The organism is Solimonas sp. SE-A11, from assembly GCF_030345715.1.
Lineage (GTDB): Bacteria > Pseudomonadota > Gammaproteobacteria > Nevskiales > Nevskiaceae > Solimonas_A.
The window spans coordinates 18,948-45,180 of record NZ_JAUASX010000012.1; the positions used below are offsets into that span (position 1 = coordinate 18,948).

28 protein-coding genes are annotated in these 26,233 nt (G+C 65.2%); 15 read left to right on the forward strand and 13 right to left on the reverse strand.

The genetic code is table 11. The features are described 5' to 3' along the window. Positions 1-98 precede the first annotated feature (98 nt). The 7 genes from QT386_RS14345 to QT386_RS14375 all read left to right on the forward strand — a co-directional run bounded on the left by QT386_RS14345 (position 99) and on the right by QT386_RS14375 (position 3,734). Positions 99-443, forward strand: a complete 345-nt coding sequence (locus QT386_RS14345) for a hypothetical protein (RefSeq protein WP_289274455.1) — start codon at positions 99-101, stop codon at positions 441-443. 102 nt (positions 444-545) lie between these two features. After that, positions 546-830, forward strand: a complete 285-nt coding sequence (locus tag QT386_RS14350) for a hypothetical protein (protein ID WP_289274456.1) — start codon at positions 546-548, stop codon at positions 828-830. A gap of 22 nt (positions 831-852) precedes the next feature. After that, positions 853-1,233: a hypothetical protein gene (locus QT386_RS14355; protein WP_289274457.1), complete on the forward strand. Its 381-nt coding sequence runs from the start codon at positions 853-855 to the stop codon at positions 1,231-1,233. 252 nt (positions 1,234-1,485) lie between these two features. Further along, a complete protein-coding gene (locus QT386_RS14360; RefSeq protein ID WP_289274458.1) occupies positions 1,486-1,845 on the forward strand; it encodes a hypothetical protein in 360 nt (119 codons plus the stop codon). Beyond that, positions 1,842-2,042, forward strand: coding sequence for a hypothetical protein (locus QT386_RS14365; RefSeq protein WP_289274459.1), 201 nt, complete (start codon positions 1,842-1,844; stop codon positions 2,040-2,042). Before QT386_RS14360 ends, QT386_RS14365 begins: the two co-directional genes overlap by 4 nt. Before the next feature lie 79 nt (positions 2,043-2,121). Continuing rightward, positions 2,122-2,547: a DUF305 domain-containing protein gene (locus QT386_RS14370; protein ID WP_289274460.1), complete on the forward strand. Its 426-nt coding sequence runs from the start codon at positions 2,122-2,124 to the stop codon at positions 2,545-2,547. 74 nt (positions 2,548-2,621) lie between these two features. Next, the gene (locus tag QT386_RS14375) at positions 2,622-3,734 is read left to right on the forward strand and encodes a hydrolase (protein WP_289274461.1); all 1,113 of its coding nucleotides are present in this window, start codon (positions 2,622-2,624) and stop codon (positions 3,732-3,734) included. Positions 3,735-3,785: 51 nt separating this feature from the next. Here the strand turns inward: QT386_RS14375 and QT386_RS14380 are convergent, their stop codons facing one another. Beyond that, the gene (locus QT386_RS14380; protein ID WP_289274462.1) at positions 3,786-5,036 is read right to left on the reverse strand and encodes a type II restriction endonuclease; all 1,251 of its coding nucleotides are present in this window, start codon (positions 5,034-5,036) and stop codon (positions 3,786-3,788) included. Positions 5,037-5,290: 254 nt separating this feature from the next. On the opposite strand from QT386_RS14380, the gene QT386_RS14385 reads away from it, so the two are divergent. Beyond that, a complete protein-coding gene (locus QT386_RS14385) occupies positions 5,291-5,668 on the forward strand; it encodes a four-helix bundle copper-binding protein (RefSeq protein WP_289274463.1) in 378 nt (125 codons plus the stop codon). Positions 5,669-5,775: 107 nt separating this feature from the next. Here QT386_RS14385 and QT386_RS14390 read toward each other — a convergent pair whose 3' ends face one another. The 11 genes from QT386_RS14390 to QT386_RS14440 form a co-directional block, all read right to left on the reverse strand. After that, positions 5,776-6,276, reverse strand: coding sequence for a MerR family transcriptional regulator (locus QT386_RS14390; protein ID WP_289274464.1), 501 nt, complete (start codon positions 6,274-6,276; stop codon positions 5,776-5,778). Continuing rightward, entirely contained in the window at positions 6,273-6,785 is a 513-nt protein-coding gene (locus tag QT386_RS14395; protein WP_289274465.1) for a DUF411 domain-containing protein, read from the reverse strand. Before QT386_RS14395 ends, QT386_RS14390 begins: the two co-directional genes overlap by 4 nt. 19 nt (positions 6,786-6,804) lie before the next feature. Beyond that, on the reverse strand, positions 6,805-7,833 hold the full coding sequence (locus QT386_RS14400) for a transporter (protein ID WP_289274466.1): 1,029 nt from the start codon (positions 7,831-7,833) through the stop codon (positions 6,805-6,807). Between the two features lie 20 nt (positions 7,834-7,853). After that, entirely contained in the window at positions 7,854-8,849 is a 996-nt protein-coding gene (locus QT386_RS14405) for a rhodanese-like domain-containing protein (RefSeq protein WP_289274467.1), read from the reverse strand. Further along, entirely contained in the window at positions 8,846-11,173 is a 2,328-nt protein-coding gene (locus QT386_RS14410; protein ID WP_207766128.1) for a heavy metal translocating P-type ATPase, read from the reverse strand. The genes QT386_RS14405 and QT386_RS14410 overlap by 4 nt, the downstream gene beginning before the upstream one ends. Before the next feature lie 52 nt (positions 11,174-11,225). Then, positions 11,226-12,296, reverse strand: coding sequence for a c-type cytochrome (locus QT386_RS14415; RefSeq protein ID WP_104231582.1), 1,071 nt, complete (start codon positions 12,294-12,296; stop codon positions 11,226-11,228). 18 nt (positions 12,297-12,314) lie between these two features. Further along, a complete protein-coding gene (locus tag QT386_RS14420) occupies positions 12,315-13,751 on the reverse strand; it encodes a multicopper oxidase family protein (protein ID WP_289274468.1) in 1,437 nt (478 codons plus the stop codon). Then, entirely contained in the window at positions 13,751-14,065 is a 315-nt protein-coding gene (locus tag QT386_RS14425) for a hypothetical protein (protein WP_289274469.1), read from the reverse strand. Before QT386_RS14425 ends, QT386_RS14420 begins: the two co-directional genes overlap by 1 nt. 49 nt (positions 14,066-14,114) lie before the next feature. Further along, positions 14,115-15,932, reverse strand: a complete 1,818-nt coding sequence (locus QT386_RS14430; RefSeq protein ID WP_289274470.1) for a TolC family protein — start codon at positions 15,930-15,932, stop codon at positions 14,115-14,117. A gap of 56 nt (positions 15,933-15,988) precedes the next feature. After that, entirely contained in the window at positions 15,989-16,426 is a 438-nt protein-coding gene (locus QT386_RS14435; protein ID WP_289274471.1) for a hypothetical protein, read from the reverse strand. Positions 16,427-16,555: 129 nt separating this feature from the next. Continuing rightward, complete coding sequence (locus QT386_RS14440) at positions 16,556-18,721, reverse strand: TonB-dependent receptor (RefSeq protein ID WP_289274472.1); 2,166 nt, start codon at positions 18,719-18,721, stop codon at positions 16,556-16,558. 183 nt (positions 18,722-18,904) lie between these two features. On the opposite strand from QT386_RS14440, the gene QT386_RS14445 reads away from it, so the two are divergent. The 3 genes from QT386_RS14445 to cueR all read left to right on the forward strand — a co-directional run bounded on the left by QT386_RS14445 (position 18,905) and on the right by cueR (position 22,046). Continuing rightward, positions 18,905-19,096, forward strand: a complete 192-nt coding sequence (locus tag QT386_RS14445) for a heavy-metal-associated domain-containing protein (RefSeq protein ID WP_289274473.1) — start codon at positions 18,905-18,907, stop codon at positions 19,094-19,096. Positions 19,097-19,192: 96 nt separating this feature from the next. Next, positions 19,193-21,592 carry a heavy metal translocating P-type ATPase gene (locus tag QT386_RS14450; RefSeq protein WP_289274474.1) on the forward strand — a complete coding sequence of 800 codons (2,400 nt, stop codon included), beginning with the start codon at positions 19,193-19,195 and terminating at the stop codon, positions 21,590-21,592. 1 nt (position 21,593) lies between these two features. Further along, positions 21,594-22,046: a Cu(I)-responsive transcriptional regulator gene (gene cueR, locus QT386_RS14455; protein WP_104231587.1), complete on the forward strand. Its 453-nt coding sequence runs from the start codon at positions 21,594-21,596 to the stop codon at positions 22,044-22,046. A gap of 103 nt (positions 22,047-22,149) precedes the next feature. Here cueR and cadR read toward each other — a convergent pair whose 3' ends face one another. Beyond that, positions 22,150-22,590 (reverse strand): Cd(II)/Pb(II)-responsive transcriptional regulator, encoded by a 441-nt coding sequence (cadR, locus tag QT386_RS14460; protein WP_104231588.1) that lies wholly within the window; start codon positions 22,588-22,590, stop codon positions 22,150-22,152. 94 nt (positions 22,591-22,684) lie between these two features. Between cadR and QT386_RS14465 the strand changes: the two genes are divergently transcribed. Genes QT386_RS14465 through QT386_RS14480 form a run of 4 tightly spaced genes read left to right on the forward strand, consistent with a single transcriptional unit; the run spans position 22,685 to position 26,131 of the window. Then, positions 22,685-23,317, forward strand: a complete 633-nt coding sequence (locus tag QT386_RS14465; RefSeq protein WP_104231589.1) for a cation transporter — start codon at positions 22,685-22,687, stop codon at positions 23,315-23,317. Continuing rightward, the gene (locus tag QT386_RS14470) at positions 23,301-23,576 is read left to right on the forward strand and encodes a hypothetical protein (protein ID WP_289274475.1); all 276 of its coding nucleotides are present in this window, start codon (positions 23,301-23,303) and stop codon (positions 23,574-23,576) included. The genes QT386_RS14465 and QT386_RS14470 overlap by 17 nt, the downstream gene beginning before the upstream one ends. Positions 23,577-23,596: 20 nt before the next feature. After that, on the forward strand, positions 23,597-24,220 hold the full coding sequence (locus QT386_RS14475; RefSeq protein WP_243393647.1) for a cation transporter: 624 nt from the start codon (positions 23,597-23,599) through the stop codon (positions 24,218-24,220). A 15-nt stretch (positions 24,221-24,235) separates the two neighbouring features. After that, positions 24,236-26,131, forward strand: coding sequence for a cytochrome c/FTR1 family iron permease (locus QT386_RS14480; RefSeq protein WP_243393653.1), 1,896 nt, complete (start codon positions 24,236-24,238; stop codon positions 26,129-26,131). The last annotated feature ends 102 nt before the right edge of the window (positions 26,132-26,233 follow it).

Here is a 26,233-nt window from a genome sequence, read left to right on the forward strand (position 1 = left end):
GCCTTCGCCGGAACGGGACAGCAAGCACCCGGTCAAAGTCCTGTAGGCCGAGCAGGAGTAACCGCGTGCGCCGAGGAGTCTGGGCCGTTCTGATCGTCATGGCGACGCTGCTGCCGTGGCGGGTCGCGCTGGCCTGTGCCCATGACGCTGCATCCATGCAGCAGCGTTGCTGTTGCACCGACGCCATGGCGCCGTGCCCGCAGGTCAGCAGCGGCGTCGGCAAATGCTGCAAGCAGGTCGTCGCCCTGCAGGCGCAGGTAAAGGACGCCGAAGCCGACGCGCTTCCGACCTTCTCCGGCGACAAGACGCCCGCTCCACCACCGTTGTCGCATCTTGCGCCCGACTGGATTGGGCATCCACCGCCATTGACGGCTCCCGGCACGTTTCCGCCGCGCTTCGCCGGAACCCGCACCTACCTGGTTACGGCCCGCCTGCGACTGTAGGAGCGGCGAGGGCCCGCGTGCCAGCGGGCCTGGATTCACCTCGACGACAAAGACCGGCATGCCCGTCATGCCTTGCATTCCTGTTGCCCGAAGAGGTCATCCATGAACACTACAGTCATCCCGATCCGCCGGCTCGGCCTGGGCCTGGTCGCGATCATCAGCCTGGTCCAGGCGGCGCAAGCCGCGCCGACCTACGGCCCCCGCAATACCCTCCAGGTCAGTGCGCCAGCGACGCCTTGCACGGCCCCTGCGGTTACGCGGCAGCTCTGGGACGGCGCCAACAAGCGCCGTGTCGAGGTCGCTTTCCTGGAACCCTGCGACATCGCGCCGCAACCCCAACCGACGAGATGGATCGGCCCTCGGGGCACGATCCCTGTCGCTCCGTAAGTTTCCTCTCAAGGAGATCATCATGAACATCCATTTGTTAATTGTTCGCTTCACTCGCGCCATGGCCGCCGCTGCGTTGCTGGGGGCGGCCGCCACCGGTGCCTGGGCACATCCGGCTCAGGAACCCCCGGCACCCGGAAGCTTCGCGGCCATCATGAGCGTCAAGGACCCGGGCAACTACGGTCCGAAAGCCGTCAGTGATGCCCCGATATCACCGCGCGGCGAGGGGCTCCCGGGATCGTTCGAGGCGGTGATGTCCGTCAAGGACCCCGCGCATTGGGGGCCAAAGGCCGGCGTCAACCATGACGGTTGCCCGACACAGTCCGCGTCACCGGGTTCCTACGAAGCCGTCATGGCGGTGAAGGATCCGGGGCGCTTCGGCCCTGAGCCCTGTCGGCGTTAAGGAGGTCATTGGTAAACAAGCGGGGCGCCACAGGGGCGCCCCGCTTTCTTCCGGGCCCGCCGACGTTGCTGAGCCACGGGTTGCAGTTTGCATGGAAAGGCAGCCTCAGGCCTGCAAAGCTCACGCACTACGAATGGACGGCTATCCAAGGTTTTCAGCCATAAGACGCTGACGCAGAAAGCCCTTCCAGCGATGGCACGCCAACTGCCCCCATATGGCTGACGAACAACCGTAAAAGTGGGAGTGACCGCCATGCCCGATGTCGAAGCGCCTTCAATCCAACTCTGTATCGAGGCCTCTCTCGAATGCCACCGCCTGTGTTCCGAGGCCGCGTTGCGACCGCAATCGGCCGGCATCCGGATCGGCTCAGACCCTGCCGCGACCTTGCTCAACTGTGCGGAACTCAGCATGGTGAACGCGCACTTTCTGATGGCCAGGGCACCTGAGCAGCACGCGGTAGTCCAGGCCTGCGCGACAGTGAGCCGCACCTCTGCCGAGGCGCTTCAAGACCTGACGGGTTTGCAGGACTGTGCGCAGATTTGCCAGGTACTGGCCGAGAGCTGCCTGCAACTACTTCGTCTCCCGGCCCCGCCGAGGAGGGCCGTGGCATGAGCCCCACCTTCGCCGTGCGCTGTGCGCGGCTCTTGTGGGTTGCCGCATTCGTAGCGCTGGTCGGCGCCTGGATCGCGGGTTTGTTCGGTCCGCTGCTGGGACTGAGTTCTGCGCATCTTTTCGCGGACGCCACGGTCCTCGCTCTGCTGTCGCTGGGCATGTTTGCCGACGCGTGGTGGCATCGCCAGGGAACGTAGCTTGGACGCACCCCCGGCTCACATTCAAAAGATCGTTTGCTACGACCCGACCGGGTCATCTCACCCACGGAGAATTATCATGACAAAGTCAAATTTTTTCACCAGAAAGACCGCGGTACTCGCGCTTGGCCTGGTGTGTGCGCTCGTCGGCGCGCCCGCGAATGCGGATCAGTCTTCGATGTTCAAAGCCATCGACTACGGCAACGGCCAATACTTGGCCGCAGCCGAAGCCATTAAGACCGGGGGGACAAAAGGCGGCAAAGGCATGAAGGACATGGGCGGCATGAAGCATATGGAAGGTATGTCCATGACCGGTGACGCGGACTATGACTTCGCCGCCAATATGCGCAAGCATCACCAGATGGCCGTGGAAATGTCCGAAGCCGAGCTCAAGAAGGGCAAGAATCCGGAGATGCTGGAGATGGCCAAGAACATCATCGCCGCGCAGAAAAAGGAAATCGCCGAACTGGATCGCTGGCTCGCGGCGCACAAGGGGCCGAAATAGCAGTTGACGACGGTCACCCCGCCGGTCTGGACGGCATATGGCACCCGGGCCGACTTGAACCCGAGGACCAATGCATGACGCCGCGTGGCCAGCGCTACGGTCAAATATTGCAAAGCCGTTTCCGGCCGCATCCTCTGTTGCCGGGCGCGCATCTGCAAACCATCGCGACGCTGTTGCGGCCCGCACCCAAGCTCGTCCTTCGCCGCGAGCGGCTGGAATTGACTGATGGAGACTTCGTGGATCTGGGCTGGAGCGGGGACCACAACGCCAGTGGTCCCTTGGCGGTGCTGGTACATGGCCTTGCCGGCGGCTTCGAGTCCAAGTATCTGCTGGGTACTGCTTGCCAACTGATAGCGAAAGGCTGGCGCACGGTGATCTTGCAACTGCGCGGCGCGGGTCCAGAGCCGAACCGCTTGCACCGCTGCTACAACCAGGGTGATACCGAAGACCTGCGCTATTTCTGGCATCTGTTGCGTCAGCGAGAACCCAAGGCGTTCATCGCTTCGCTGGGCTGGTCTCTGGGCGGTAACGTCACCCTCAAGGCGCTGGCGGAGGAGGGCCAGTTGGCGCCGATCAATATCGCCGCAGCGGCCTCCGTGCCCTTCATTATCCGACCATGTGCAGAGCGCCTGCGCACCGGCTTCTCTTGCGTTTACCAGAAGCGTTTGCTCGACGCGGTGAAAATCGCTTTGCGGCGCAAGCATAGCCAGGTTCCGCTATCGCCTCTGGTCAATCTGTCCGCCGCACTAGCGGCGCAGGATTTCATCGAGTACGACGAGGCCTGCACCGCGCCACTGGCGGGTTACCGCAGCGCGGAGGACTACTATGCGAACGCCTCCTGCGGTCAATTTTTAAAGGATATTCAGCGCTCGACCCTCGTGGTACACGCGCTGGATGATCCCTTCATGACGGCCGACATCGTTCCCAATGTGGAAGCCTTGTCGCCCCATGTGACACTGGAATTGGCGCACAACGGCGGGCATGTCGGCTTTGTCAGTGCCGGCACGCTTGGCCGACCCTACTGCTGGCTCGGACGCAGACTGGCGGAATTTTTGCCCGCTGGTTTTGAACGTCAGGCTGCCACGCAGCCTCGCACCTGGGATGTGAAGGGCTGGACGGAGGCGGCTTCAATCGTCTGTGGACCTATAGCGAGGATACCCGCGCACTTGAGGCCTCGGTGGGCCTGAGGCTCCGCTAGGAAATTCGCCGCAAGCCCGTACTGGTGCCCGGACCCGAGGTTAACGCAACGGGGCGGCGAGGCTGAGCATGCCCTTGAGCCCGGTGCCGAACCGCGCCAAGGCAGTGCGGTGTTCGCGCAGGGCGCCGTAGGGCAGGTAGTGGAGCTTCAGGTCGGAAACCCGGCTGAAGGCCGGCCGACCCAGTTGCGCACGCACCTGCTCCTGCCGATCGTCGGGGGCGACGAGGAAATAATTGCCGGACGCCGGTTCGTCGAACGAGAGGGCGAGATCCAGCATGCGCACGATGCCTGAATAGATGCTGGTCGTGTGCTCGACCTCAAAGGCTGCGGCAATCCGCTCCTGGTCGGGGTCGATCCAGAGCACATCGATCAGCCGGATCGATTCAGCACTGCCGGTCGCGGCGATCCTGGGGGGCAAAGTGTCGACGCAGCCATCGGACAGGCGTCCACCGCCGTAGGGCCTGGATCGGTCATTGGCGGCGATCCAGACCAGATAGCCCAGCGCCTGACCCAGGTCCCTTAGCCAGCCCTGCACCTCGGTATGAGTGAGATCACTCTCGGCCGCCGTGCGCAGCGTGTTGCTGAGTCGGGCCGACTGCTCGCGCACCAGGGCGAGGTCCGCCCGCCATTGGGCGATCAGCTCCTCTTCGCCACCGATCGCCGGCGCCGTATAGCGGCCGGAACCGATATCGAACAGCAGCCCGCCGATGGCGCCGAGGTCATTGGAGAGCCACTGGCGATGCCGCTGGTTGAATTCGAGGATGCCCAGGCGCATGGCCAGGTATTCCTTCCAGCTGCCGAGTTTGGCCTGTGCTCCGGTCAGCAGGTTGTAGCCGCGCACGATCGCGGTGTTGAAGGGCGGTATCAGGGTGGGATGCAGGAAGTACAGCAGGTTCGCAGCCGCAGGGCCGAGACCCTTGATGCGCTGCGCGTCCAGTTGCTGGATCGCAGCCAGCACCGGTTCTTCAGTCTGGCAGCAGGCGCAGCTATGCAGGAAGCGGCCGAAAGCGCGCTGATTGTCGAGGTTCTCGTAGATATCCGGGATGCGTAGTTTCGGCTTCCAGAGAAAGGCGTGATCCGCGCCCCTGAAGATCTGGCGCTGCTCTGCGATGCTGCTGACCACCGTCTCCAGCGATGATCCCCGATAGGCGTTGCCGAAGCGCCCGGCGTCGATTTCCTCGACGACTGCGGCGAGGCCTCGTCGGATGGAGCGGAAGTTCTTGAGTCGCTCCTCCCACAGGAACCAGCTCCGGTAGGTTGCGGCGGGGTCTTCACGCCAGACCTCCAGCATTTGCCGGGTCGCGGCAGCGATGTCTTCGGGTTCAGGGAGGTTCATTGAGGAGCGCGTTGTTGGGAGAGAGCCTGCAGTCTGCAAGTGCCTGCGGCAGAACCTCTCCATATTGCAGGGAACGGCGTCGGATCATGGTCCAGAGATTGCGGGCCAAGCACCTGAAGCGCTTGTCCTTCTGGAGCAGGCATGGCTGCTGCACGCGAAAGGCGGCGGGCCTTGTCGGTCCGTAGCCCACTTTTTACGGAGACAATGACATGGCCCACGATCAATTCCGAGAATGCATTGAGGCTTGCCAGGCCTGCGCCGACGCCTGCGACCATTGCGCCACGGCCTGCCTGCAGGAGCCCGACGTCGGGGAGATGGCCCGCTGCATCGCGCTCGACATGGACTGCGCGCAGGTCTGCCGCTTTGCCGCTTCGGTGATGGCGCGCGGCAGTGAGTTCGCTGGCGCGATTTGCCAGATCTGCGCGGAGATTTGCGAGGCCTGCGGCGAGGAATGCGAACGCCATCCGCCTGACCACTGCCAGCAGTGCGCCGAGGCCTGTCGGCGCTGCGCGGAGGCCTGCCGCCAGATGGCGAGCAAGGCTCCGGCACGCGGTACCGGGCAGGGCACGGCCGCCGCCGCCCACTAGTCGATGCAGGCTCGCGAGAGGGTCCGGCACGGCAGTGACGTTTGCCGGGCCCTTCGTCGGGAACCAGAGGGTGTGGACCGCTGATGCCGGCGTTGGCATGGCGGCGTTCATCGGACCTTGGCCTGGTAGCTGTCAGGCCCCAGCAGCGCGGCGATGATGGAGGCGCGACCCGCGGCGCGGCCCTTTGCCTTGCCAGTGTGCTGCCGCAAGCGGTCCCGGATGGCGGTGAGATCCTGAATGCGGCGCTCGATCTCGCGAACCCTCGGTTCGATACCGGATTCCAACTTGCCGCTGAGGTCACCCTGATGCTCAAGGCGCAGGATGTCGGCAATTTCGTCCAGGTTGAAGCCCAGGGCGCGCACGCGCCGGATGAACCGCAATCGATCGACGTCTTCCGCGCCGAAGTTGCGATATCCCGATGTCGCACGACGCGCCTTGGGCAAAAGCCCCAGGCGTTCGTAAAACCGGATCGTGTCGACCGTGGTGTCCGTCAGCTTGGCGAGACGGCCGATGGTGACGCGCGGCAGCGCCTGAGCATCCTCGGAAGTCGGCAGCGCAGAGAGTCCACCCGATCGTCGCGGCGGGGTGCCTCGTCGGTGCGTGCTCATGGCGCCGCCGGTCCGTGTTTAGCAAATACCGCCGGCGGGGCATCATCGCTGAACAGCAGGACCTCGTAGGGGTCGACGCGATCCCCTTGCTCCATGCCGGGAGAGCCGATCGGCATGCCCGGCACCGCGAGACCCTTGGCCTTGGGACGCTCGGCCAGCAGCCGTCGGATGTCTTCCGCGGGCACATGGCCTTCGATGAGGTATCCCCGCACGATGGCCGTATGACAGGACGCCAGGTCGCCGGGCACACCCAGCCGGGTCTTGAGGGGATTCATCGCGTTTTCATTGCGCACGTCGACCGAGAAGCCAGCGTTCCGAAGGTGCTCGACCCATTTGGAACAGCAGTGGCAGGTGGGGCTTTTGTAGACGACCACGGAATCTGCGGCCGCCGCCGCGGGAGGCGTGGATAGCTGCCAGTAGGCCCCGGCAATGAGGAGCAGCGCGGTCAGGCCAGCGGCGAGAGCGACGAGGAGGGGACGGCGGTCCCGATGGGCAGTGCGTGGATTCATGCTTGGCATCTCATAAGGACTACAGGAATCGCCATTGCCAGTTCAGCCGTCCGAGAAAAGTGGTCTTGAGCTGCGGTCCATCCAGGTCCTGGTACACCGGCGCGCCGACCTCAAGAAACACACGCTGTTGCTCGGAGCTGGGGCTCTGGCCTGGCCTCAGGTCAAAGCCGACCAGGAAGTCCAGCCGCTTGCCGCCCTGCAGGGACGGATCCTTGGTCGGCTCGTCCGCAGGATCGAGTTCCGCATCGGCGCCTCGGATGTTCTCGACGCGGCGGGCCTCGACGCGAGCCGAGGCATTGGCCACCTCGTTGAGGCGACGGATCAACCACAGGCCCATCCGATAGTCGTTGCCGAGTCGATAGCCGTTGTCGTTGTCGCCGACACGCAGATTGGGCAGGAACTCCGCGCCCCAGCCCCATTGCGCGGCCTGTCCCAGGTAGGCGACTCCCGGACTCAGGGAAACGGTGCCGGTGCCCAGCTGCATGGGGTATTCCAGGCGCATGCCGTTCATGCGCTCGTCGATCGAGCCGGTCGGCAGGCTGAGGCCGGCATTGAGCACAACGCGATGGCGCAGATCGGGCTGCGCATAGACGACGTACTGCGCACGCAGTCCGACATCGCCGATGCCGCTGGTGCGTTCGTTGAATCGCTCGCCGTCGGCGGTGAGATGCTCCATCGACTTGACGAGGTAGGGCAGCGTTGCCATCAGCGCCAGATCGTCGGTCGCCGCGTACATCAGCATGCCCATATGCATCTGCATGCTCATCTTGGTGGGCGCGGCGAAGTAGTTCTGCAGGATTTCACCCTCGCTGATCCGCCCGGTGCCATCAAGGTTTCGGTTCATCCGCTCGTAGCCGTATTCGTAGGCCGCCATCCATTTGCTGCCATGACCCAGCATGAACGCCGCCGGCTGTAACCCATGGGTCATGGTGGCCATTTGGTCCATGTTCCGTGACGGCACGGGAATGACGGGATAGGTCCCGAGCTCCGGTGCGGAACGATCTTGGGCGAGCGCCGGAATGGCGCTGACCAGCAATGCGGTCAGCACAGAAGCCTGCGGGTATGGCTTCATGTTTTTCTCCTCTTGGGCGACTGATGAGTCAGATACACCGAGACGGGGGCATCGAAGCCCTTGAGGTGTTGCGGCTCTGCGTGCAGCACCAAGGCATCGGCATGTTCTTGGTGGCTAGTACGCGCGTGGTTCATGACCGCTTCGGTTGCGGCAATGCCGCCCGGAGGGGCGAGCTTGAGCAGGCGTGCCGCGGTGTGCACAGCCGTGCCGATGAAGGAAAGTCCACGGCGTTCGCGGCCGCCAATCCGGCCAATAACCAGCGGACCGAAGTCCAGGGCCATGCGCACCTCGGGGAGGTCGGGGCGGGTTACGCGGCGTTCGGCGAGCGCATCACGAATGGCGAAGGCCGCGGGTAGGCTCTCCGTGGGACTGGCGAAGTACAGCATGGCACCGTCACCTTCGAAGTCATGGACATCGCCGCAGTGGCTTACGGCGATCTCCGTCACGATCTCCATGAAGGCCTGCACCAGGCCGAGTACCTGCTCGGGGGCATGGGTCGCGAACAGGCGCGTGGAGTCGACCATGTCGACGAACAGCACGGCCAGGTCTCGGCGGGCGGGCAGGGCCAGGCCTCTCAGGAATGCGGCTTCCGCAATGAGATCGCCCTGCGGTTCCTCGGCCAGGACCGTCCACCCGGCAATCTGACGCCGGGCTTCGGGGGCGAGCACCGCAGTGACGCCGCCGCCGGCAAGCCAGGCGGGCCATCCGCCGTCCAGGACCGCGATGTCGCGGTATCCCGCCGCGTCGAGCCAACGTGCGACGCGAGTGCTCGAAGCCTGTCCGTTGCACAGGCAGTAGACGACGATCGGCGTCGAGCGCGGCAGATCGGGAAGCTGTGGCGGCTGCTCGTCCATATGGATCGGAACCGCATGCGGCAGCGCCAGCGGCTCACGTCGAAACGCGTCACGGCGCCGGGCATCGAGCAGCAGCGGCGCGGGAGAGTGCCGAAGCCGCTCGCTCAACGCTGCGGGCGTGATGCGGCCGATGCTCAAGTGGCCTCCGGCCAGAGCTGTGCCGAACGCAGCCGCAGCGCATTGGCCACGACCGACACGGAGGACAGGCTCATCGCGGCACTGGCGAGCATGGGCGACAGCAGCAGGCCGAAAAACGGATACAGCACACCGGCCGCGATAGGCACGCCCAGGGCGTTGTAGACGAAGGCCAGGAACAGGTTCTGGCGAATGTTGCGCATCGTGGCGCGGGACAGGGCCACGCTGCGCGCGATGCCGCGCAGGTCGCCCTTGAGTAAGGTAACGCTGGCAGACTGCATGGCCACATCGGTGCCCGTGCCCATCGCGATGCCGACATCGGCCGAGCTCAGCGCCGGAGCATCGTTGACGCCGTCACCCGCCATGGCAACGCGGCGGCCTTCGCGCTGCAGGCGTTGCACGACGCCGGCCTTGTCCTGGGGCAGGACGTCGGCGATGACCTCGTCAATGCCGAGTTCTTGGGCGACCGCGCGTGCGGTGCGCTCATTGTCTCCGGTCAGCATCAGGATTCGCAGGCCAGCGGATTTCAGGGCCGTAACGGCCTCTGGCGTGGAGGCCTTGATCGCGTCGGCGACAGCAATGATGCCGGCGGGCCGGCCGTCGATGGCCACGAATACTGCGGTCTGTCCCTTGAGCCGGGCCAGTTCCGCGGGGCTGATCAGGGCTTCCGTCGGAATCCGGCGAGCTTCAAGCAGACGCTGGTTCCCCACGAGGACCTTGCGATCGCCGACGGTTGCCCAGACGCCGAGTCCCGGATCGGAGCCGAACTCCGTGGCTGCAGGGATGGACCCCGAAGTGTGTTGCGCGGCCGCTTCGACGATCGCGCGACCCAGGGGATGTTCGCTCAGCGCCTCCGCGGCGGCAGCCAGGGAAAATACTTCCGCCTCGGAGAACCGACCCACGGGCAGCACCGAGCGCAGGCTGGGTTTGCCTTCGGTCAGGGTGCCTGTCTTGTCGACGACGAGAGTGTCGATCTTCTCCAGGCGCTCCAGGGCGGCGGCGTCCTTGATCAGGACGCCTGCCTGGGCGCCGCGACCGATCCCGACCATCACCGACATCGGCGTCGCCAGGCCCAGCGCGCAAGGACAGGCGATGATCAGGACGGATACGGCGACCACCAGCGCCGTCGCCAGCTGCGGCGGTGGGCCTGCCAAGGCCCAGATCACCGCGGCGGCCACGGCCACGGCGATGACCGCCGGCACGAACCAGGCCGAAACCACATCGGCCAGGCGCTGGATCGGCGCACGCGACCGTTGTGCCTCCGCGACCATCTGCACGATCTGCGCGAGCAGGGTGTCCTTGCCGACGCGGGCGGCGCGCACCAGCAGGCTGCCGCGGCCGTTGATGGTGCCGCCGGTGACACTGTCCCCGGCCTGCTTGCGAACCGGATCGGGTTCACCGCTGATCATCGACTCGTCGACATGGCTCTCGCCCTCGACGACTTCGGCATCCACCGGAATCTTTTCGCCCGGCCGCACCCGCAGGCGGTCGCCCGTTTGCAGGTGCCGCGCATCCACATCCGACTCGTTGCCCTGGTCGTCGACCCGGTGGGCGGTCTTGGGCGCCAGTTCGAGCAGGGAGCGAATGGCGCTGGAGGTTTGCGAGCGTGCGCGCAGCTCCAGGACCTGTCCCAGCAACACCAGGACCGTGATGACCGCGGCGGCCTCGAAGTAAAGCGGCACCGCACCGCCTGACATGCGGAACGTCTCGGGCAGAAACCCCGGCACCAGGGTCGCCACGATGCTGAAGGCGTAGGCCGCGCCGATGCCCAGCGCGATGAGCGTGAACATGTTGAGACTGCGCTGACGGATCGACTGCCAGCCGCGGACGAAGAAGGGGGCGCCCGCCCAGAGAACCACCGGCGAGGCCAGGATGAGCTGGCTCCAGCTCCACAGCCCGTGCCCCAGGCGGCGCATCAGGTCCAGGCCGGGAACGAACTCGGCCATCGACAGGACCAGCAGGGGCAGGGTCAGGGCGAGCCCGATGCGAAAGCGCTTGCGCATATCGCGCAATTCGCTGTCGTCCTGCTCCAGCGACGGCGCTTCCGGTTCCAGGGCCATGCCGCACTTGGGGCAGCTTCCCGGTCCCGGTTGACGCACTTCGGGGTGCATGGGGCAGGTATAGATCACGCTGCTGTCGAGCCGCGGAGCATGCGAGGGAGAGCCATCACCGGCGGGCGGTGACGGCGGCGCCAGATACCGGGCCGGATCGGCGATGAACTTCTGGCGGCAGCGTTCGCTGCAGAACACGAAGACCTTGTCCTGGAATTCGTGGCGCAGCGCCGTGACCCGGTTCACCTTCATGCCGCAAACCGGATCGCGTGCCATCGGCGTGCTTCCGGAGTCTCCACAGCAGTCGCTCATGGCTCTATCCCCGCGCTCAGGTCGAAGGCGCCGCGACGGCAGCGTAGTCCTGCGAGGACCAGTGGACGTGCTGCACCCGCCAGCCCTGAGGGGTCTTGCGCAGCAGGATCGTCTCGGTACTCAGTACGTCGATGGGCCGGCCCTTGGACGACTGTCCACGGATGCGGTACTCCGAGTTGACCCAGGCACTGTCGCCGCTGCTGCCGGAAACGCGCTTGAGCAGATCGATCTTCGAGGCCTTGAGGAAGGCCGCATCCGCGCCGGCGTGCAAGGCCAGGAACTCGTCGCGCGAGCGCTCGGCGCCGCCGCCCTCGTAGACCAGCAGGTCGTCGGTCAGCCAGTACGAGAGGACCGCCCGATCGCCCGCCTTCAAGGCCGATCGGAAGGCTTCCACGGCCTTCTCGGCCTCCGGCGCGGCCGATCCAGCCTCCGGCATCTGCATTTGCGACATGTCCATGCCGCCATGGCCACCGTGAGCATCGCCGCCCGATGGAGGCGCCGCAGCCGGCGCCGCGTCGTCGTGATCCATGCCCGAATCCCCTTCGCCCCGCGCCGTGAGGATCTGGTATTGCTCCGGGGTCAGCGAGGGCAGCTTCTGGAGAAACGCCACCATCGCCCAGATGCGCTGATCGTCGTGCGTCGCGCCCCAGGCCGGCATCGCGGTCATCTTCAGACCGTGCTTGATGATCCAGAACTGGCGGGCGGCGCTGGCCTTCTCGTCGCCGTGGTCGTGCTCATCCTGTCCTTCCCCGTGCATGCCGGCCGGCATGGCCAGGTTGGGAGGCTTCGGATACAGGCCGATCGACATGTCCGATTCGCTCTTCCCCGGCTTCAGGTGACAGCCGGCGCACATGTCGTTGTAGTCCGCGCCGCCGGCCAGCAGCATCTGCGAGTCGTCGAGCGCCGGTACAGATATGTTCTTGGTGCGAACCGCGATCGAGCGCTCGCGCAGGGTCTCCAGGGCCAGGTAGACCGGCCTGGTGTGAGCGTCGTCGGCCCCGATGGGGTAGGCCCCGGAGTAGATGAAGCCGATGGCGCCGAGTACGCCGACGACCAATAGCAGGAGCAGGGGTTTGAGGAATTTCATGACCAGGCCTTTGGGAGATCAGCCGCCGTGTTGGGAGTGGTCCATCTTCGGCATGGCCGGCGTCGCTGCCGGCTCCTGCCGCGGTCCATACGGATCACGCCGCGGCGGATTGCCGAAGTCGGGATCACTGGAGATACGCCGTGCGATCTTGTCGGGTGGATTGCGGTACCAGCCCGGATCGCGGTAGTCCCCGGCCGGCTGGTTGTCCCGCACCTTCACGACCGTGAACATGCCGCCCATCTCGATGGGGCCGTACAGTCCTTCGCCGGTCATCATCGGCAGCGTGTTCTCGGGACCCTTCAGGCCCATGGCCACATGGCCACCGTGCTCGGCCATGCCGTAGCGGCCCATGGCCCCATAGCCGGGCAGCATCTTGCGGATGTCGGCTTCCACGCCGGACTGGTCGACGCCGACCAGGTTGGGGATGCCATGTCCCATCGGCCCCATCGTGTGATGCGCCATATGGCAGTGGAAGGCCCAGTCACCGGGTTCGGTAGCGACAAACTCGATGTCGCGGATCTGTCCGACACCTACGATCTCGGTCACCTCGCGACGCCATTGCGCCTCGGGCCAACGACCGCCATCCGAGCCGGTGACCCAGAACGGATTGCTGTGCAGGTGTATCGGGTGATTCCACATCGACAGGTTGGCAATCCGGATGCGCGCTCGCTCGCCGGTGCGCATCACCAGGTTTTCGATCGCCGGGAAGGTCTTGCTGTTGAAGGTCCACAGATCGAAGTCCTGCATGATGCTGGGGTCGGGGCGATAGGTGCCCGGGTGCAGTGCCCAGTTGTGCAGCAGGAAGGTGTAGTCGCGGTCGATCTGGACGCCTTCACCGTCCTTGGGATGGATGATGAACATGCCCATCATGCCGAACGCCATCTGCGTCATTTCGTCGGCATGCGGGTGATACATGTGCGAGCCGTGCTGCTTGAGCGTGTACTCGTAGACGAAGGTCTCGCCCGGCTGGATGTGCGGCTGGTTCAGACCGCCGACGCCATCGAAACCGTTGGGCAGGTCGATGCCATGCCAGTGCACGCTGGTCGGCTCGCCCAGGCGGTTGGTGACGAAGATGCGCACGCGATCGCCCTCGACGGCCTCGATCGTCGGCCCCGGGGTCGTCCCGTTATAGCCCCAGCACTTGGCTCGGGATCCCGGCGCGAACTCGTGCTCGATCTCCTCGGCGACCAGGTGGAACTCCTTGACGCCGCCTTTCATCTTGTACGGCAGGGTCCAGCCATTGAGCGTGCGCACCGGCAGGTAGCCCTGCGAATGCCGCTTGATCGTGGAGGGCACCTTCAGCCCAGGGGCAGGGGTGCTGGCCGTCCCGGCGCCGCTCATGCCCGGCATGTCGGCCATGTTGTGGCCCTCGTGCTGGGCGAGGGCAGGAGCGCTGGCCAGAAGGCCAGCGCCACTCGCGCCCATCATCTGCAGCAGGTCGCGTCGTGTGACCATCAGTGGCCTCCGTGACCGTCGGCAGGCGGCTTGCCGCTACCCGACTTCTGATCCATGCCCTTCATCTGGGAATGGTCCATGCCACCCATGCCGTCGGCCGGCTTCTTCTGGCCCATGCACTTTTCGTGCATCGCCTTGGCCACCGGGTCGTTCATGTCCATCTTCGACATGTCCATGTTTTTCATCGAGGCGCAATCGGGGCCGGCCTTCGCGGCGGCGGCTTCCTTGGCGTGCTCGGCCGGATCGTGGGCCCAGCTGCCCTGCGCAAACAGAACGGCGGCGGCGACCAGGGTGCTGCGGAAAAGCGTGTTCATCGGGTAACTCCTACGTGAGAAACGCCGGGGGGCGTCGGGGGAAAAGGTTTCAGTGGGCATGCGGCTGCTCCTGGATCACGGGTTGCTCGACATCCTTGCGTCGCTTGGGCGGCGCCGGCGTTTCGTGCTTCATGCCGGGCATCGGCATGTCGCCCATGTCGTGATCGCTGCTTTGGGCGTCCTTGGCGGGCGTGGAGGATTGGCCGTGCTGGCTGTGGTCCATCGGCATTGCCGGGCCGTTGCCAGGTTTCATGCCGTGACCGGCGTGGCCGGAGTTGGAAGGCGCGGAATCGGGTTGCGAGGACTTCATGCCCGGCATTCCTGGCATGGCCTCCATGCCCTCCATCCCTTCCATATCGTCCATCCCTTCCATGCCATCCATGCCCGGCATGCCCATCTTCGAGTGGTCCATCGCAGCAGCGCCCTTGGGGCGCGTCAGCTCGGCCGGATCGAGGGTCGCCTCGACCGGCTGATCGCTACTGGGCAGCCTGCGCCCGACGGCCTGGGTGAGTTCGGCGCGGGCGATCCAGTAGTCCCGCACGGCTTCCAGATAGCCGGCATAGGCTTCGTACTCCTGCTGCTTGGCGACGAGCAGTTCGAAGATGCCCACCAGCATGTAGTTGACCTCTTCCTGCATGCGGGCCACGACGGCTTCGCGCTGCGGAATCAGGGCATCGCGGTAGCGCTCCGCCCGGGTCTTGGCCGAAACGAGCTTGGCGTAGGCCAGCTTGACGTCGTTGCCGCTGTCGAGAACCGCCTCGTCGAGGCTGGCCTCGGCTTGGGCGAGCGAGGCCTGCGCGGCCGCAACGCGACCGCCGCCCCAGTTGAAGAGCGGCAACTCGAGCTCCAGCGTGGGGCCGACATTGATCGAGCCGTCGAAGTCCTTTTCGCGCTCGGCACCGATCTGGGTGCCATTGATCAGGCGGGTGCGGCGCTCCAATCCGAACCGGGCAGCCAGGGCTTCGGCGTTCTTGCGCGCACTCGCGACGTCCAGCCGCGACTCGGCAGCGAGCTTGGACAGGGCATCGAGCTCGTCCTCGCGCGGCAGCGGTTCGGCCAGGCGGGCCTCGAGCGCCCAAACGTCCTGGGAGGATGAGAGGCCCATCAAGCGGTGCAGCTTGCTGCGCGCCTCGATGGCTTCGGCTCTGGCGGCGAGGGCGTCAAGCTCCGCCTGGCTGGCCGAGGCCTGTTCCATGGCCAGTTCGCGGCGGTTGATGTTGCCGGCATCGAAGAAGCGCTGACCGAGACCCGCCGAGGCGCGAGCGGCCTTCGCGACCGCCTCGCGCATCTGCGCCAGCTGCTCGGCACCCACCGCCTCGTAGTAGGCCGCCTCGACTTCGCTCGCCAGATTCAATGTCCGGGAGGCGAGGGACAGCTTGGCGCTTTCGAACTGCGCGCCGGCGAAGCGGGAGTTGGCTGGCAGAAACAGCAGGTTGACGAAATTCACGGCGATGCCGAGCGTGAGGCTGGCGTTGGCTGCCGTGGGGTCGCCAGGTGAGAGGCGCACCGCGCTCAGGACCGGATTGGCCAGGCGCCCGGCGTCATAGACCTGCGCGGCGGCGAACCCCAGCTCGGCGGTATCGCGGCGCAAGCCGGGGTTGTTGAGCAGGGCCAACTGGACCGCGATCTCCGGGGTCAGCGGTCGGTCCAGCGCCTGTCGCGTAAAGGCGGCCGCATCGCCGCCACTCGGCGCCGATCGACCATGCGAGCGGGCCAGGTCGGCGACGTCGGAGCGTCCCCAGTCCGAAGGAATGCTGGCGCAGCCACTGAGCAGCGCTGCGGAAAGCGCTGGTACATAGAGATATTTTCGGGGAACCACAAATCCTCCCAGGAATCCATGAGCGTTGTTCCGCGGCGCTGGGGCCACGGCATAGCCACGGGGTTGCGCGCAGGGGTCTCCTGCGCCGCAAACGCGGCTTCAACTCAGGACATACTGGGGGGACGGATCAGGGCGAGGATATGCGCGCCCGAGGGCGCGACAGACGCCGGAGCGGCGTGCTGACTCCCGACGGGAATGTCGAGAGTGGAGGGAGAGAAGATCGCCGCGACACCGGGGCAGGCGCCGCTGCAGCCTACCTTGGCGCAGTCGCAGCCGCACTCGCAGCCAGGGACCTTGATGGTTTTGGTCTCGCCATCAGCGGCGGCCATCATATGGCCGGCGTGTTCTGCCTGCTGCTGCATCATGGCCGCGTGGTCGTGATGCATGGCCGCATGATCCGCCGGCATCGCCTGTGCGGCCGGAGCCGACATAGCGCCCGGTGGATGCCTGCAGGACATGCCCACGACGCCGGCCATCGCCTGGAACGAGAACGTCCAGGCGAGCAGTACGGCCAGAAAGGGCTTGAGCAGGCGCATCGTCATAGTGTCTTACCAGCGCTTAGTCGCTGGCAAGTGGGGAAAGTTCATCATCTGCCTGAACATTAAAGGCTTGAGTCTGGAGCCGACTCCGGGGTTATAGGGCCCGAGCTGACTCGCCCGGGCCCCACTGCGTCAGAACTTGTACTCGAAACCGCCCTGCACCAGGCGAGGCGCACCGGTCAGGATGCCCCTGGTTCGATCGACGATGTAGTCCTTGTCGGCCAGATTCTTTCCGGTGATGAAGAGGCTCAGACCCGCGACCGATGGCACCCGGTAGTTCGCGGCGGCGTTCCAGATCAGGCTGCTGTCGATCTTCCCGATCTGGCCAGTTCCGTCCGCCGGGGCCTGCTCTGTATTGGCGAAGTCGCTGAACTGGTCGTCGATGAATACGCCCTCCAGGCGCAGGTCAAAGCCAGCCGTGTGTTCATAGCCGATGGTCCCGGTGAAGAGGTTCCTGGGCGCATACGGCAGCCGCTTGCCAGCCGCGCTGCCCGGAACCGGATCGCCGGCCGCGCAGGTGGTTCCGGAGGCGACGACGCAGCGCAAGGGCGTTTCCGACTTCGCCGTCGGCAACAGCGTGTAGGCGATCTCCATGAAGGGTCGCTGGTTCCAGCCGAGCAGGCGACCGATCTCCGCGCGGCCGGAGAACTCGATGCCCTGGTACAGCGTTTCTCCCACGGCCAAGGGGGTGCTGCCGCCCGCGATCGAGCCCACGGCGATCTGCCGGCGGAAGTCGGTCCGGAAGGCGGTGAGCTCCAGGGCGACGCCGGCAACCGGTCGCGCACGCAGGCCGAGTTCGTAGTTGACGCTCTGCTCTGCGTCCAGATCCACGCTGGTGCCGCTATTGCTGACGATGTCCTCGGTACGGGGCGGGGCGAAGCCGCGATGCACGCTGGCATACGCGGTGTAGGCATCGCTGATCTGGTAATTGAGACCAAGGGCAGGCAGCAGTTCGGTCAGGTCGGAGTCACCGCTGTCACCGGTCAACCGATTCTTGCGCTCATATCGGACGTTCTCCAGTCGCAGGCTGGGAATCAGCGACAGCTTGCCGAAGCCAAAGCGGTTCTGGATGAAGGCAGAGTACGCGTCGGTCCGCCGCTCGTTGCTCTCGGCAGTCGCGCCGGTGCGGGCGGTGGGCGATGTACCGTTCAACTGCAGGCGGTCCTGGTATTCAAAGTGCGCGCGCACCCCGGCTTGCAGTTCATTGTTCAGACCAAACAGCCCGTGGCTGAGGCGGTATCGGGGTTCGACACCATAGGTGTAGTAGTCGCGCAGGCGTCCCTGAGCGCTCGCACAGGTATCCGGGTCGACCACGGTACCGGCACGCCGGGCCGCGGTGAAGGCCGCGCCGCACTGGCCATCCGTGGTACTGGAAGCCTGTCGCCACCAGTCTCGCGAGAAATCGGCCCAGTACACCTGGGTAGTCAGAGACGAAGCGGGATTGATGGTCCAGCGCTCGCTCAAGGACAGCCCCATCCGCTCAGCGTCGAACTCGTCATTCTTGAACGGGTTGTAGCGGGCTCCGAAATTGGCGTACTCGGCGTCCGTCAGGCCCGAGTAGGTGACGGTCGAATCTTCGGTGTAGTAGTTCGCCCGGGCAATCAGCTGGTGCTCGGCCGACAGGTCAAAAACGCCCTTCAGGTTGAGATCGTTGAGCTCGGTATCCGTATTGTCGCGCGCGCCCTGGCCCTGTTTGCGCACGTAGTCCAGCAGCAAGCCCTTGCCGCCGACGAAGGCATGGCCATTGAAGTAGTCCCGGCTTCCTCCCGTCAGGGCGACGCCGGCAGACAGTTCCTGCGGTGGAATGGGGGTGATGTAGTTGATGACGCCGCCGATGGTCTGCGGGCCATAGAGGTTCATGGTCGAACCCTTCAGGACTTCAATGCGATCGAACCGGTCGATGGGAGGATGGTAGTAGCTCGCGTTGTCGCCGTAGGGCGCATAGGCCAACGGTATCCCGTCTTCCAGGAGCAGGATCTTCGTGGAGCGCGTCGGGTTCAGGCCCCGAATGCCGATGTTGGGACGCAGTCCCAGTCCCTCCTCATCGCGCACGTTTACGCCGGGGGCTTTTCGGAGTGCCTCATTGGTCGTGAAGACCCGGGAGGCTTCCAGAGTCTCCGAGTCGATCGTGGCGTTGCTGCCCGCCAGGGCGTCCGCCTCCAGCGGCGAGCCGACGACGGTGACTGCTTCCAAGACCACGGGCGCTGTCCGTCCGGCGGCCGACTCGATCGGCTCTGCTGCGACCGGGTTCGCCGTAAATGCGGCCGACGCCAAACCCCACGCCATCTTGTGTTTCATGTTCGTTGTCCAATCGTTGTTCATGGCGGCGCGGAGAATATACGAGAACGATTGTCATTCGCACCGGTGAAGTGAACTCCAAGGTTTTGAGGGCTCTGCGGAACGAGTGCTTGACCTTCCCACCATGGGAAGCTGGAAAGTGTCACCGTCCGATCCGCGGATAACCAACAGATGGAGAATTTCATGTACCAGTTCCACGTCCCCAACATGACCTGCGGCCACTGCGTTGCGCGTGTCACCAAGGCCTTGCAGTCCGCCGACAACCGCGCGCAAGTCCAAGTCGACCTGGCCAGCAAGACCGTCAGCGTCGAATCGACGGTCAGCGACGCCGCACTGCGCAAGGCCCTCGGCGACGCCGGCTACCCGGTGCACTGACCCAACCCTCGAGGCGCTCGGCGAGAACAACTCGCGGTGCCTTGACCTTGCCATGGTGGTAACCCTTAGCTTGTCCGCATATCAGCGAGATTGACCATGAATACGACCACAGCATCCGAACTCTGGCAGTTCCAGATCGAGGGCATGACTTGCGCCTCCTGTGTCAGCCGGGTAGAGAAAGCCCTGCTGAAAGTTCCGGGCGTCCAAGAAGCCACGGTCAATCTGGCAATGGAAAATGCCACGGTCAGTGCCGCACCGGGCACATCGATCGAGTCCCTGCAGAACGCGGTCCGAGACGCGGGGTACGGGATCGCTGAGAACACGGTGGGACTCGCCATCGAAGGAATGACCTGCGCGTCCTGCGCCGGGCGCGTTGAGAAGGCGCTGCGTGAGATCCCCGGTGTGCTCGACGCCTCGGTGAACCTTGCGACCGAGCGGGCGACCGTCCGGGTCAGCGGCGAAACGCCCGTATCGGCCCTGACCGTGGCGGTTGAACATGCCGGCTATGCCGCCAGCCCGGCGACACAGGCTGCGCCGTCGGTGCCCGGCAGGGGTGGGTGGCCTGGCTGGGCGCCGGTTGCGGCGGCCGCAGTCCTTTCGGCGCCGCTGCTGCTTCCGATGATCGGCATGATTTTCGGACAGCACTGGATGCTGCCCGGCTGGATACAGTGGGCGCTGGCCACTCCCGTGCAGTTCCTGCTCGGCGCCCGTTTCTATCGAGCCGCTTGGAAGGCTATGAAGGCAGGCGCCGGCAACATGGACCTGCTGGTGGCCATCGGGACCAGCGCGGCCTACGGCCTTTCGGTGTATCAGATCCTGAAGGGACGTCCGGCGGATACCCTGTATTTCGAAGCCTCGGCTGTCGTGATCACCTTGGTGCTGCTCGGCAAGTGGCTGGAAGCGCGCGCCAAACGGCAGACGACCGAGGCCATCCGGGCGCTGCAGGCCCTGCGTCCGGAAATCGCGCGTGTGCGCCGAGGAGGCGAAGATCGGGAGGTGCCGCTGGCGCAGGTCGCGATCGGCGATCTCGTCGTGATCCGGCCGGGCGAACGCATTCCGGTTGATTCCAAGGTGTTGGAGGGACGCAGCCACGTCGACGAGTCCTTGATCACCGGCGAAAGCATGCCGGTGGCCAAAGAGCCCGAGAGTCGTCTGACCGGCGGCGCGGTCAATGGCGAGGGCCTGCTGGTTGCCGAGACCATCGCCGTGGGCGCCGAATCCACGCTGTCCCGGGTGATCCGCATGGTGGAGTCGGCCCAGGCCAAGAAGGCACCGATTCAGAAGCTGGTTGATCGCGTCAGTGCGGTGTTCGTTCCCGTCGTGCTGGTGATCGCATTGGCCACGCTGCTGGGCTGGGGTCTGGTATCAGGCGACTGGGAGGCGGCCATCCTGCATGCCGTTGCCGTGCTGGTGATCGCCTGTCCTTGCGCTTTGGGCCTGGCGACCCCTACGGCCATCATGTCCGGCACTGGCGTGGCCGCGCGCCACGGCATCCTCATCAAGGATGCGGAAGCCCTGGAAATGGGCCACCAGGTCGACACCGTCATTTTCGACAAGACCGGCACGCTGACGGCCGGCCAGCCTGAACTGGTCGCCCTGAAAGCCTTCGAGGGTGACGAAGCGGCGAGCCTGGCCATCGCGGCCGCGCTGCAGTCCGGCAGCGAGCACCCGCTGGCACGAGCGGTAGTGGCGGCCGCTGCCCAGAAGACCCTGATCCCGGCGCAGGTCACCGAATTTCGGGCATTGCCGGGCAGGGGGCTGGAGGGCGTCGTATCCGAACGCCGCCTGGTGCTCGGCAGTACGCGTCTGATGATCGAACTGGGTCTGCCCGAGGCAATGCTGCGGCAGCACAGCAGTGCCTTGGAGGCACAGGGGCGCACGATCTCCTGGCTGGCGGAAGCCGCGCAGGCGCCGCGCCTGATCGCGCTGCTGGCATTCGGGGACCCGCTGAAGCCGACAGCCCGGTTCGCCGTTGACGTGCTCCGTCGTCAGGGCATACGTACCGTCATGCTGACCGGCGACAACTGGGGCAGTGCGCGGTTGGTCGGCCAGCAGTTGGGACTCGATCAGGTGCGTGCCGAAGTCCTGCCTGCAGCCAAGGCGCATGAGGTCCAGAGGGTGAAGGAGCAGGGCGGCCGCGTGGCCATGGTCGGCGATGGCATCAACGATGCCCCGGCGCTTGCAACAGCCGACGTCGGCATTGCCATGGCAACCGGTACGGATGTGGCGATGCACACCGCCGGCATCACGCTGATGCGGGGCGATCCCGCCCTGGTATCGGCAGCGATCGAGATTTCGCGAAAGACTTACGGGAAGATCCGCCAGAACCTCTTCTGGGCTTTTCTGTACAACGTGGCCGGCATTCCACTGGCCGCCTTCGGCCTGCTGAGCCCCATGGTTGCCGGCGCCGCGATGGCCCTCAGCAGCGTCAGCGTCGTCGCCAATGCCCTTACACTGGCCAGATGGCGTCCCGAAGACCAGGGACGGGGAGACTAGGATGCGCCGTTCAAAGCCGACTCTGGAGACCGCTGAAGCGCTCAGCAGCGGGTATCACAACATCGGCCAGGCCGCCGAGGCGACGGGCGTGACGGCGAAGATGATCCGTCACTACGAGTCGCTCGGCCTGCTGAGCCGGGTCGAGCGGACGCTGTCCAACTACCGCATCTACTCCGATCGCGATCTGCATGTGCTGCGTTTCATCAAGCGCGGCCGCAGCCTCGGCTTTTCGATGAAGGAAATCGAGGCCTTGCTGGGGCTATGGCAGAACAGCCGCCGCAAGAGCATAGAAGTGAGACGCCTGGCCGCCCGGCATATCGAGGAGCTCGATGCCAAGATCGCCGAGATGCAAGGCATGCGCGACACGCTGACGCACCTGGTCGGTGCCTGCCATGGCGATCACCGACCGGATTGTCCGATTCTTGAGGATCTCGGGCGTTCGCCATTGGTTTGATTGCTTGAACTAGCCTTCGTCACGCATCCAGGTAGCCGAAGAAGCACGAAGTCATAAGCGTCGAATCCGCCAAAATGCGCGTAAAGCCAGGCTTGAGGCTCCTTCAGCTTTCCGACGAGGGTGCTGTATGGCATGCGCAGGCCTCACCGTGTGCTGCGGACACCAACTCTTGCAAGATGCCGCAGTTACTGGCTGTATGGCCGGCTTCGCAATGAGTTCGAAGAGTCGTCAGCTGCTTTTCCAAGGCGCGCATCGACTTTAGCCTGGCCCGGACCCGGATTAGTTGCTCGTCGATCAGCCGGTTGATGTCCCCACAATCCGCCTGCGGCTGGTCAACAAAGCCTAGTAGGCGCTGAACATCCGCCAGCGGCATGTCCAAGGCCCGGCAATGCCGGATAAAGGACAACCGCTCCAAGTGGACAGGACCATAGGCCCGATAGCCGTTGGCCTGTCTTTCCGGGGCTTGCAAGAGGCCGGAGCGCTCGTAGTAGCGAATGGTCTCGGTGTCCACGCCGGTGGCTTCACTCAGTTCGCCGATCCGCATGCCGCCTCTCCGGAAAAGTGAGCCCAATACTAGCCCCTTGACCCTGTAGCGGCTACAGGGTGTTCAATGGCGCCCAGATTCATTGGAGACCGCCATGGGCGATTCCTGCTGCGCCAGCAATTCCTGCCAGAGCGAGGTGACCCCGCGCTACCGCCGGGCGTTGTGGATCGCCTTGGCCATCAACGCGGCGATGTTCGCGGTCGAGTTGGGAGCCAGTTGGACTGCCGGATCCGTCTCCCTGCTGGCCGATGCGGCCGATTTTCTCGGGGACGCGGCCAACTACGGCATCTCCCTGCTGGTGCTGTCCATGGCCCTGGTATGGCGTTCACGGGCTGCCTTGGCGAAGGGCGCAACCATGGGGCTCTATGGGGTCCTCGTGCTGGCCCAGGCTGCCTGGAATGGATTCAACGGCGTCGTGCCGGGGGCGTACACCATGGGTGTCGTGGGCGCCCTGGCGCTGACCGCCAATCTGTCCGTGGCGGTCATGCTTTATGCCTTCCGTGATGGCGACGCCAACATGCGTTCAGTGTGGCTGTGCTCGCGCAACGACGCCATCGGCAACATCGCCGTGATCCTCGCCGCCGGCGGTGTGTTCGGGCTCGGTGCCGCCTGGCCGGACTTGATGGTCGCCGTGATCATGGCGGGTCTGGGCCTGTCGGCGGCCCGCTCCGTCATGACCCAGGCTCGCGCCGAACTGAAGGAGATCGCCCATGTCGCTCACGCCTGAAACCACCTGGATGGCACTGCTGGCCGTCCAGACCTTGCACCTGCTGCATCATCTGCTGGCCAAGCGCCACATCAGTATTGTGGAGGTGTTGGCTGGAGCCGCACTGCTCATCCCGATTCCGGCAGGAGCGGCGGCCGGACTGCTGCTGATGATCCTCCACGTGGGCCTGATCCTGGTCCAACTGGTCGGCAGCCTCTGGATTCGGCGCCTGTCGCCGGGTTGCGGCGACGAAAAGAGCCTCTGGGCGACCCTGGGCTGATCCCGACTTAGGAAGCCGACATGAGCGACAACTGCGGCAAGCCGGGTGACCCCTGCAAGATGGCCGCGCAAGCCAATCGGTCTGCGCTGCGCAAGGTGCTGGCCATCAATCTCTTCCAGTCGTTGGCCGGCGGGGGCGTCGGTGCCTGGGCACAGTCCACAGCTTTGGTCGGTGCTGCCCTGGACAATCTCGGCGACGCCGGCGTCTACGGCATCTCCCTGTATGCCGAGGGCCGCAGTGCCGCGCACAAGGCCCGTGCGGCACGCATCAGTGGCTGGCTGCTGGTCGGCTTCAGCCTGATGCTGGCGTTCGAGGTGCTGCGCCGTTTTTTCTCTGGTGCCGAGCCCATCGGCGTTGCCATGATGATCTGGGCGGCCTGCAATGCAGCCCTGAATCTGGTGTGCCTGAAGCTGCTGCGTAGCCACCGGAGGGAGGGCGCGCACTTTGCGGCCTCGTGGATTTTCACCAGCAATGACACGCTGGTGAACCTGGGTATCGTGGCCTCCGGCGCCCTCGTGCTCTGGCTCGAATCACCGCTTCCCGATCTGGTGATCGGCTTGCTCGTGGCTGCGATCGCCTTCCGCGGTGGCCGCGAAATCCTCGAGATCGCCGAAGAAGCGTCCAAATCCTCTTCTACCTCTTAAAAGAACAATACCGTGATGCGCCTGCGCTCCCTGCTTGCTCTGCTGCTCCTGTGGCCCCTGATGTCGCTGGCAGCCGGCGATGCCCAGACCACCTGGCGTCTGCTCGACTACATCGCCGTCGACTATGCCGGCGCGGTGGACAAGAGCGGGAATGTGGCCGATGCGGCCGAATACGCGGAAATGAGTGAATTCGCCGATTCGGTGAATCGTCAGCTCGGCACGCTGGCGACAACGCCGGCACAGCCAACGCTGGTCCAGGATGCGCAGGGGCTGAAGTCTGCCATCGACGCCAAGGCCGATCCCGACACTGTCGCCAAACTGGCGCGCGCCCTGGGCGCGAAACTCCTGGAAGCCTACCCGGTGCCTCTGTCACCGAAGGCCGCGCCGGACCTCGAAAAAGGGCTGGCTCAGTACGCCACACTCTGCGCGGGTTGTCATGGCTCCAGCGGCCATGGCGATGGGCAGCTCGCCGCCGGCATGGATCCGCCTCCAGTGGACTTCACCGCCATAGACCGGGCGCGGGAGCGCAGCATCTTCGCGCTCTACCAGGTGATCAGCCAGGGCCTGGAAGGTACGGCAATGCCCTCGTTCGCTCAGCTGCCGGATACCGAGCGCTGGGCGCTGGCCTTTATTGTCGGGCAGTTCGCATTCCCGCAGGGGCAGGTGGAGGCTGGCGCACGGCTCTGGCAGCAAGCATCGACTCATGAAGCCATTCCCGATCTGGCTGCACTGGCCACCTTGACGCCCGCTACATTGGAGGCGCGGCTGGGTGCTGAACAGGCGCGGGCTGTGACGGCATACCTGCGTCGTGATCCGTCTGTTCTGTTGCGGTCCACTGAAGGCTCTCTGCAGCTCGTGCGCGACCGCTTGGAGCAGGCGGTCGTTGCCTATCGGGCGGGGGAACGTGATACCGCCTCCCAGGCAGCTGTTTCCGCTTACCTCGATGGATTCGAGCCCGTGGAGCCGATCCTCGCCGTCAAAAATCCCGAGTTGATGCGCACCCTCGAAATGGCGATGACCGAACTGCGGGGCCGGATTTCGGCCGGCGCACCGGCAGACGAGGTAGCGGGGCGGGTCAAGGAACTGCAATCCCGGCTCGGCGCTGCGGAGCAGGCCCTCAAGGACTCCAGTGCGGATGCCGGCTCGGCCTTCGTCGGCGCCTTCACCATCCTGCTGCGCGAGGGACTGGAGGCGCTGCTCATCGTGGTCGCCATCATTGCTTTCCTGCGCAAGGCTGGCCGCACCGAGGTACTGCCTTACGTCCACGCCGGCACCGGCGTAGCGCTGCTGGCGGGTGTGGCCACCTGGGGGGTGGCGACCTACCTGATCGATATCAGCGGTGCCAGCCGCGAGCTGACTGAAGGCGTCGCGGCCTTGTTCGCGGCGGCGGTGCTGCTGTTCGTCGGTATCTGGATGCACGGCAAGAGCCAAGCCGGGGCATGGCAGCGCTATGTCAAAGAGCAGATCGGTGCAGCCCTGTCGCGCCGCTCGGCCTGGTTCCTGTTCCTGCTTGCCTTCGTCGTGGTTTATCGCGAGGTCTTCGAGACCATCCTGTTCTATGTCGCGCTTTGGAGCCAGGGAGCCGAGCGAGCGGTCATCGCGGGCGCCGTAGCGGCCGTCGCCGCATTGGCGGTGATCGCCTGGCTGATGCTGCGCTATTCGCGCAAGCTGCCCGTAGGTACCTTCTTCACAATCAGCGCCGTGCTGATGGCCATCTTGGCGGTCATGCTCACCGGCAAGGGCATCGCCGCCCTGCAGGAGGCCAACATGATTTCAGCCCGGCTGCTGGACCTGCCGCGCTTTGACTGGATTGGGTTCTATCCCACCTTGCAGGGCCTTGTGGCTCAGGTGGCCTGTACCTTGGTGCTGGCGGCTGGCTTTGCCTACAACCGTCGCCAAGCCGTCGCCTGATGCCGGTACGCATGCCCGCCATGGAGTGCAAGGCCTTGAGTTTTCTGGAGACCAGAATGGGGACAGGCCAGTACGCGGAACTCAGATACTGGGGCTACGTAC

Bases quoted from the DNA above. Each gene is read 5' to 3' on its own strand.
- QT386_RS14345 (WP_289274455.1), top strand. From the start codon at position 99: ATGGCGACGCTGCTGCCGTGGCGGGTCGCGCTGGCCTGTGCCCATGAC.
- QT386_RS14350 (WP_289274456.1), top strand. From the start codon at position 546: ATGAACACTACAGTCATCCCGATCCGCCGGCTCGGCCTGGGCCTGGTC.
- QT386_RS14355 (WP_289274457.1), top strand. From the start codon at position 853: ATGAACATCCATTTGTTAATTGTTCGCTTCACTCGCGCCATGGCCGCC.
- QT386_RS14360 (WP_289274458.1), top strand. From the start codon at position 1,486: ATGCCCGATGTCGAAGCGCCTTCAATCCAACTCTGTATCGAGGCCTCT.
- QT386_RS14365 (WP_289274459.1), top strand. From the start codon at position 1,842: ATGAGCCCCACCTTCGCCGTGCGCTGTGCGCGGCTCTTGTGGGTTGCC.
- QT386_RS14370 (WP_289274460.1), top strand. From the start codon at position 2,122: ATGACAAAGTCAAATTTTTTCACCAGAAAGACCGCGGTACTCGCGCTT.
- QT386_RS14375 (WP_289274461.1), top strand. From the start codon at position 2,622: ATGACGCCGCGTGGCCAGCGCTACGGTCAAATATTGCAAAGCCGTTTC.
- QT386_RS14380 (WP_289274462.1), bottom strand. From the start codon at position 5,036: ATGCTGGAGGTCTGGCGTGAAGACCCCGCCGCAACCTACCGGAGCTGG.
- QT386_RS14385 (WP_289274463.1), top strand. From the start codon at position 5,291: ATGGCCCACGATCAATTCCGAGAATGCATTGAGGCTTGCCAGGCCTGC.
- QT386_RS14390 (WP_289274464.1), bottom strand. From the start codon at position 6,276: ATGAGCACGCACCGACGAGGCACCCCGCCGCGACGATCGGGTGGACTC.
- QT386_RS14395 (WP_289274465.1), bottom strand. From the start codon at position 6,785: ATGAATCCACGCACTGCCCATCGGGACCGCCGTCCCCTCCTCGTCGCT.
- QT386_RS14410 (WP_207766128.1), bottom strand. From the start codon at position 11,173: ATGGCACGCGATCCGGTTTGCGGCATGAAGGTGAACCGGGTCACGGCG.
- QT386_RS14415 (WP_104231582.1), bottom strand. From the start codon at position 12,296: ATGAAATTCCTCAAACCCCTGCTCCTGCTATTGGTCGTCGGCGTACTC.
- QT386_RS14420 (WP_289274468.1), bottom strand. From the start codon at position 13,751: ATGGTCACACGACGCGACCTGCTGCAGATGATGGGCGCGAGTGGCGCT.
- QT386_RS14425 (WP_289274469.1), bottom strand. From the start codon at position 14,065: ATGAACACGCTTTTCCGCAGCACCCTGGTCGCCGCCGCCGTTCTGTTT.
- QT386_RS14435 (WP_289274471.1), bottom strand. From the start codon at position 16,426: ATGACGATGCGCCTGCTCAAGCCCTTTCTGGCCGTACTGCTCGCCTGG.
- QT386_RS14440 (WP_289274472.1), bottom strand. From the start codon at position 18,721: ATGAAACACAAGATGGCGTGGGGTTTGGCGTCGGCCGCATTTACGGCG.
- QT386_RS14445 (WP_289274473.1), top strand. From the start codon at position 18,905: ATGTACCAGTTCCACGTCCCCAACATGACCTGCGGCCACTGCGTTGCG.
- QT386_RS14450 (WP_289274474.1), top strand. From the start codon at position 19,193: ATGAATACGACCACAGCATCCGAACTCTGGCAGTTCCAGATCGAGGGC.
- cueR (WP_104231587.1), top strand. From the start codon at position 21,594: ATGCGCCGTTCAAAGCCGACTCTGGAGACCGCTGAAGCGCTCAGCAGC.
- cadR (WP_104231588.1), bottom strand. From the start codon at position 22,590: ATGCGGATCGGCGAACTGAGTGAAGCCACCGGCGTGGACACCGAGACC.
- QT386_RS14465 (WP_104231589.1), top strand. From the start codon at position 22,685: ATGGGCGATTCCTGCTGCGCCAGCAATTCCTGCCAGAGCGAGGTGACC.
- QT386_RS14470 (WP_289274475.1), top strand. From the start codon at position 23,301: ATGTCGCTCACGCCTGAAACCACCTGGATGGCACTGCTGGCCGTCCAG.
- QT386_RS14475 (WP_243393647.1), top strand. From the start codon at position 23,597: ATGAGCGACAACTGCGGCAAGCCGGGTGACCCCTGCAAGATGGCCGCG.
- QT386_RS14480 (WP_243393653.1), top strand. From the start codon at position 24,236: ATGCGCCTGCGCTCCCTGCTTGCTCTGCTGCTCCTGTGGCCCCTGATG.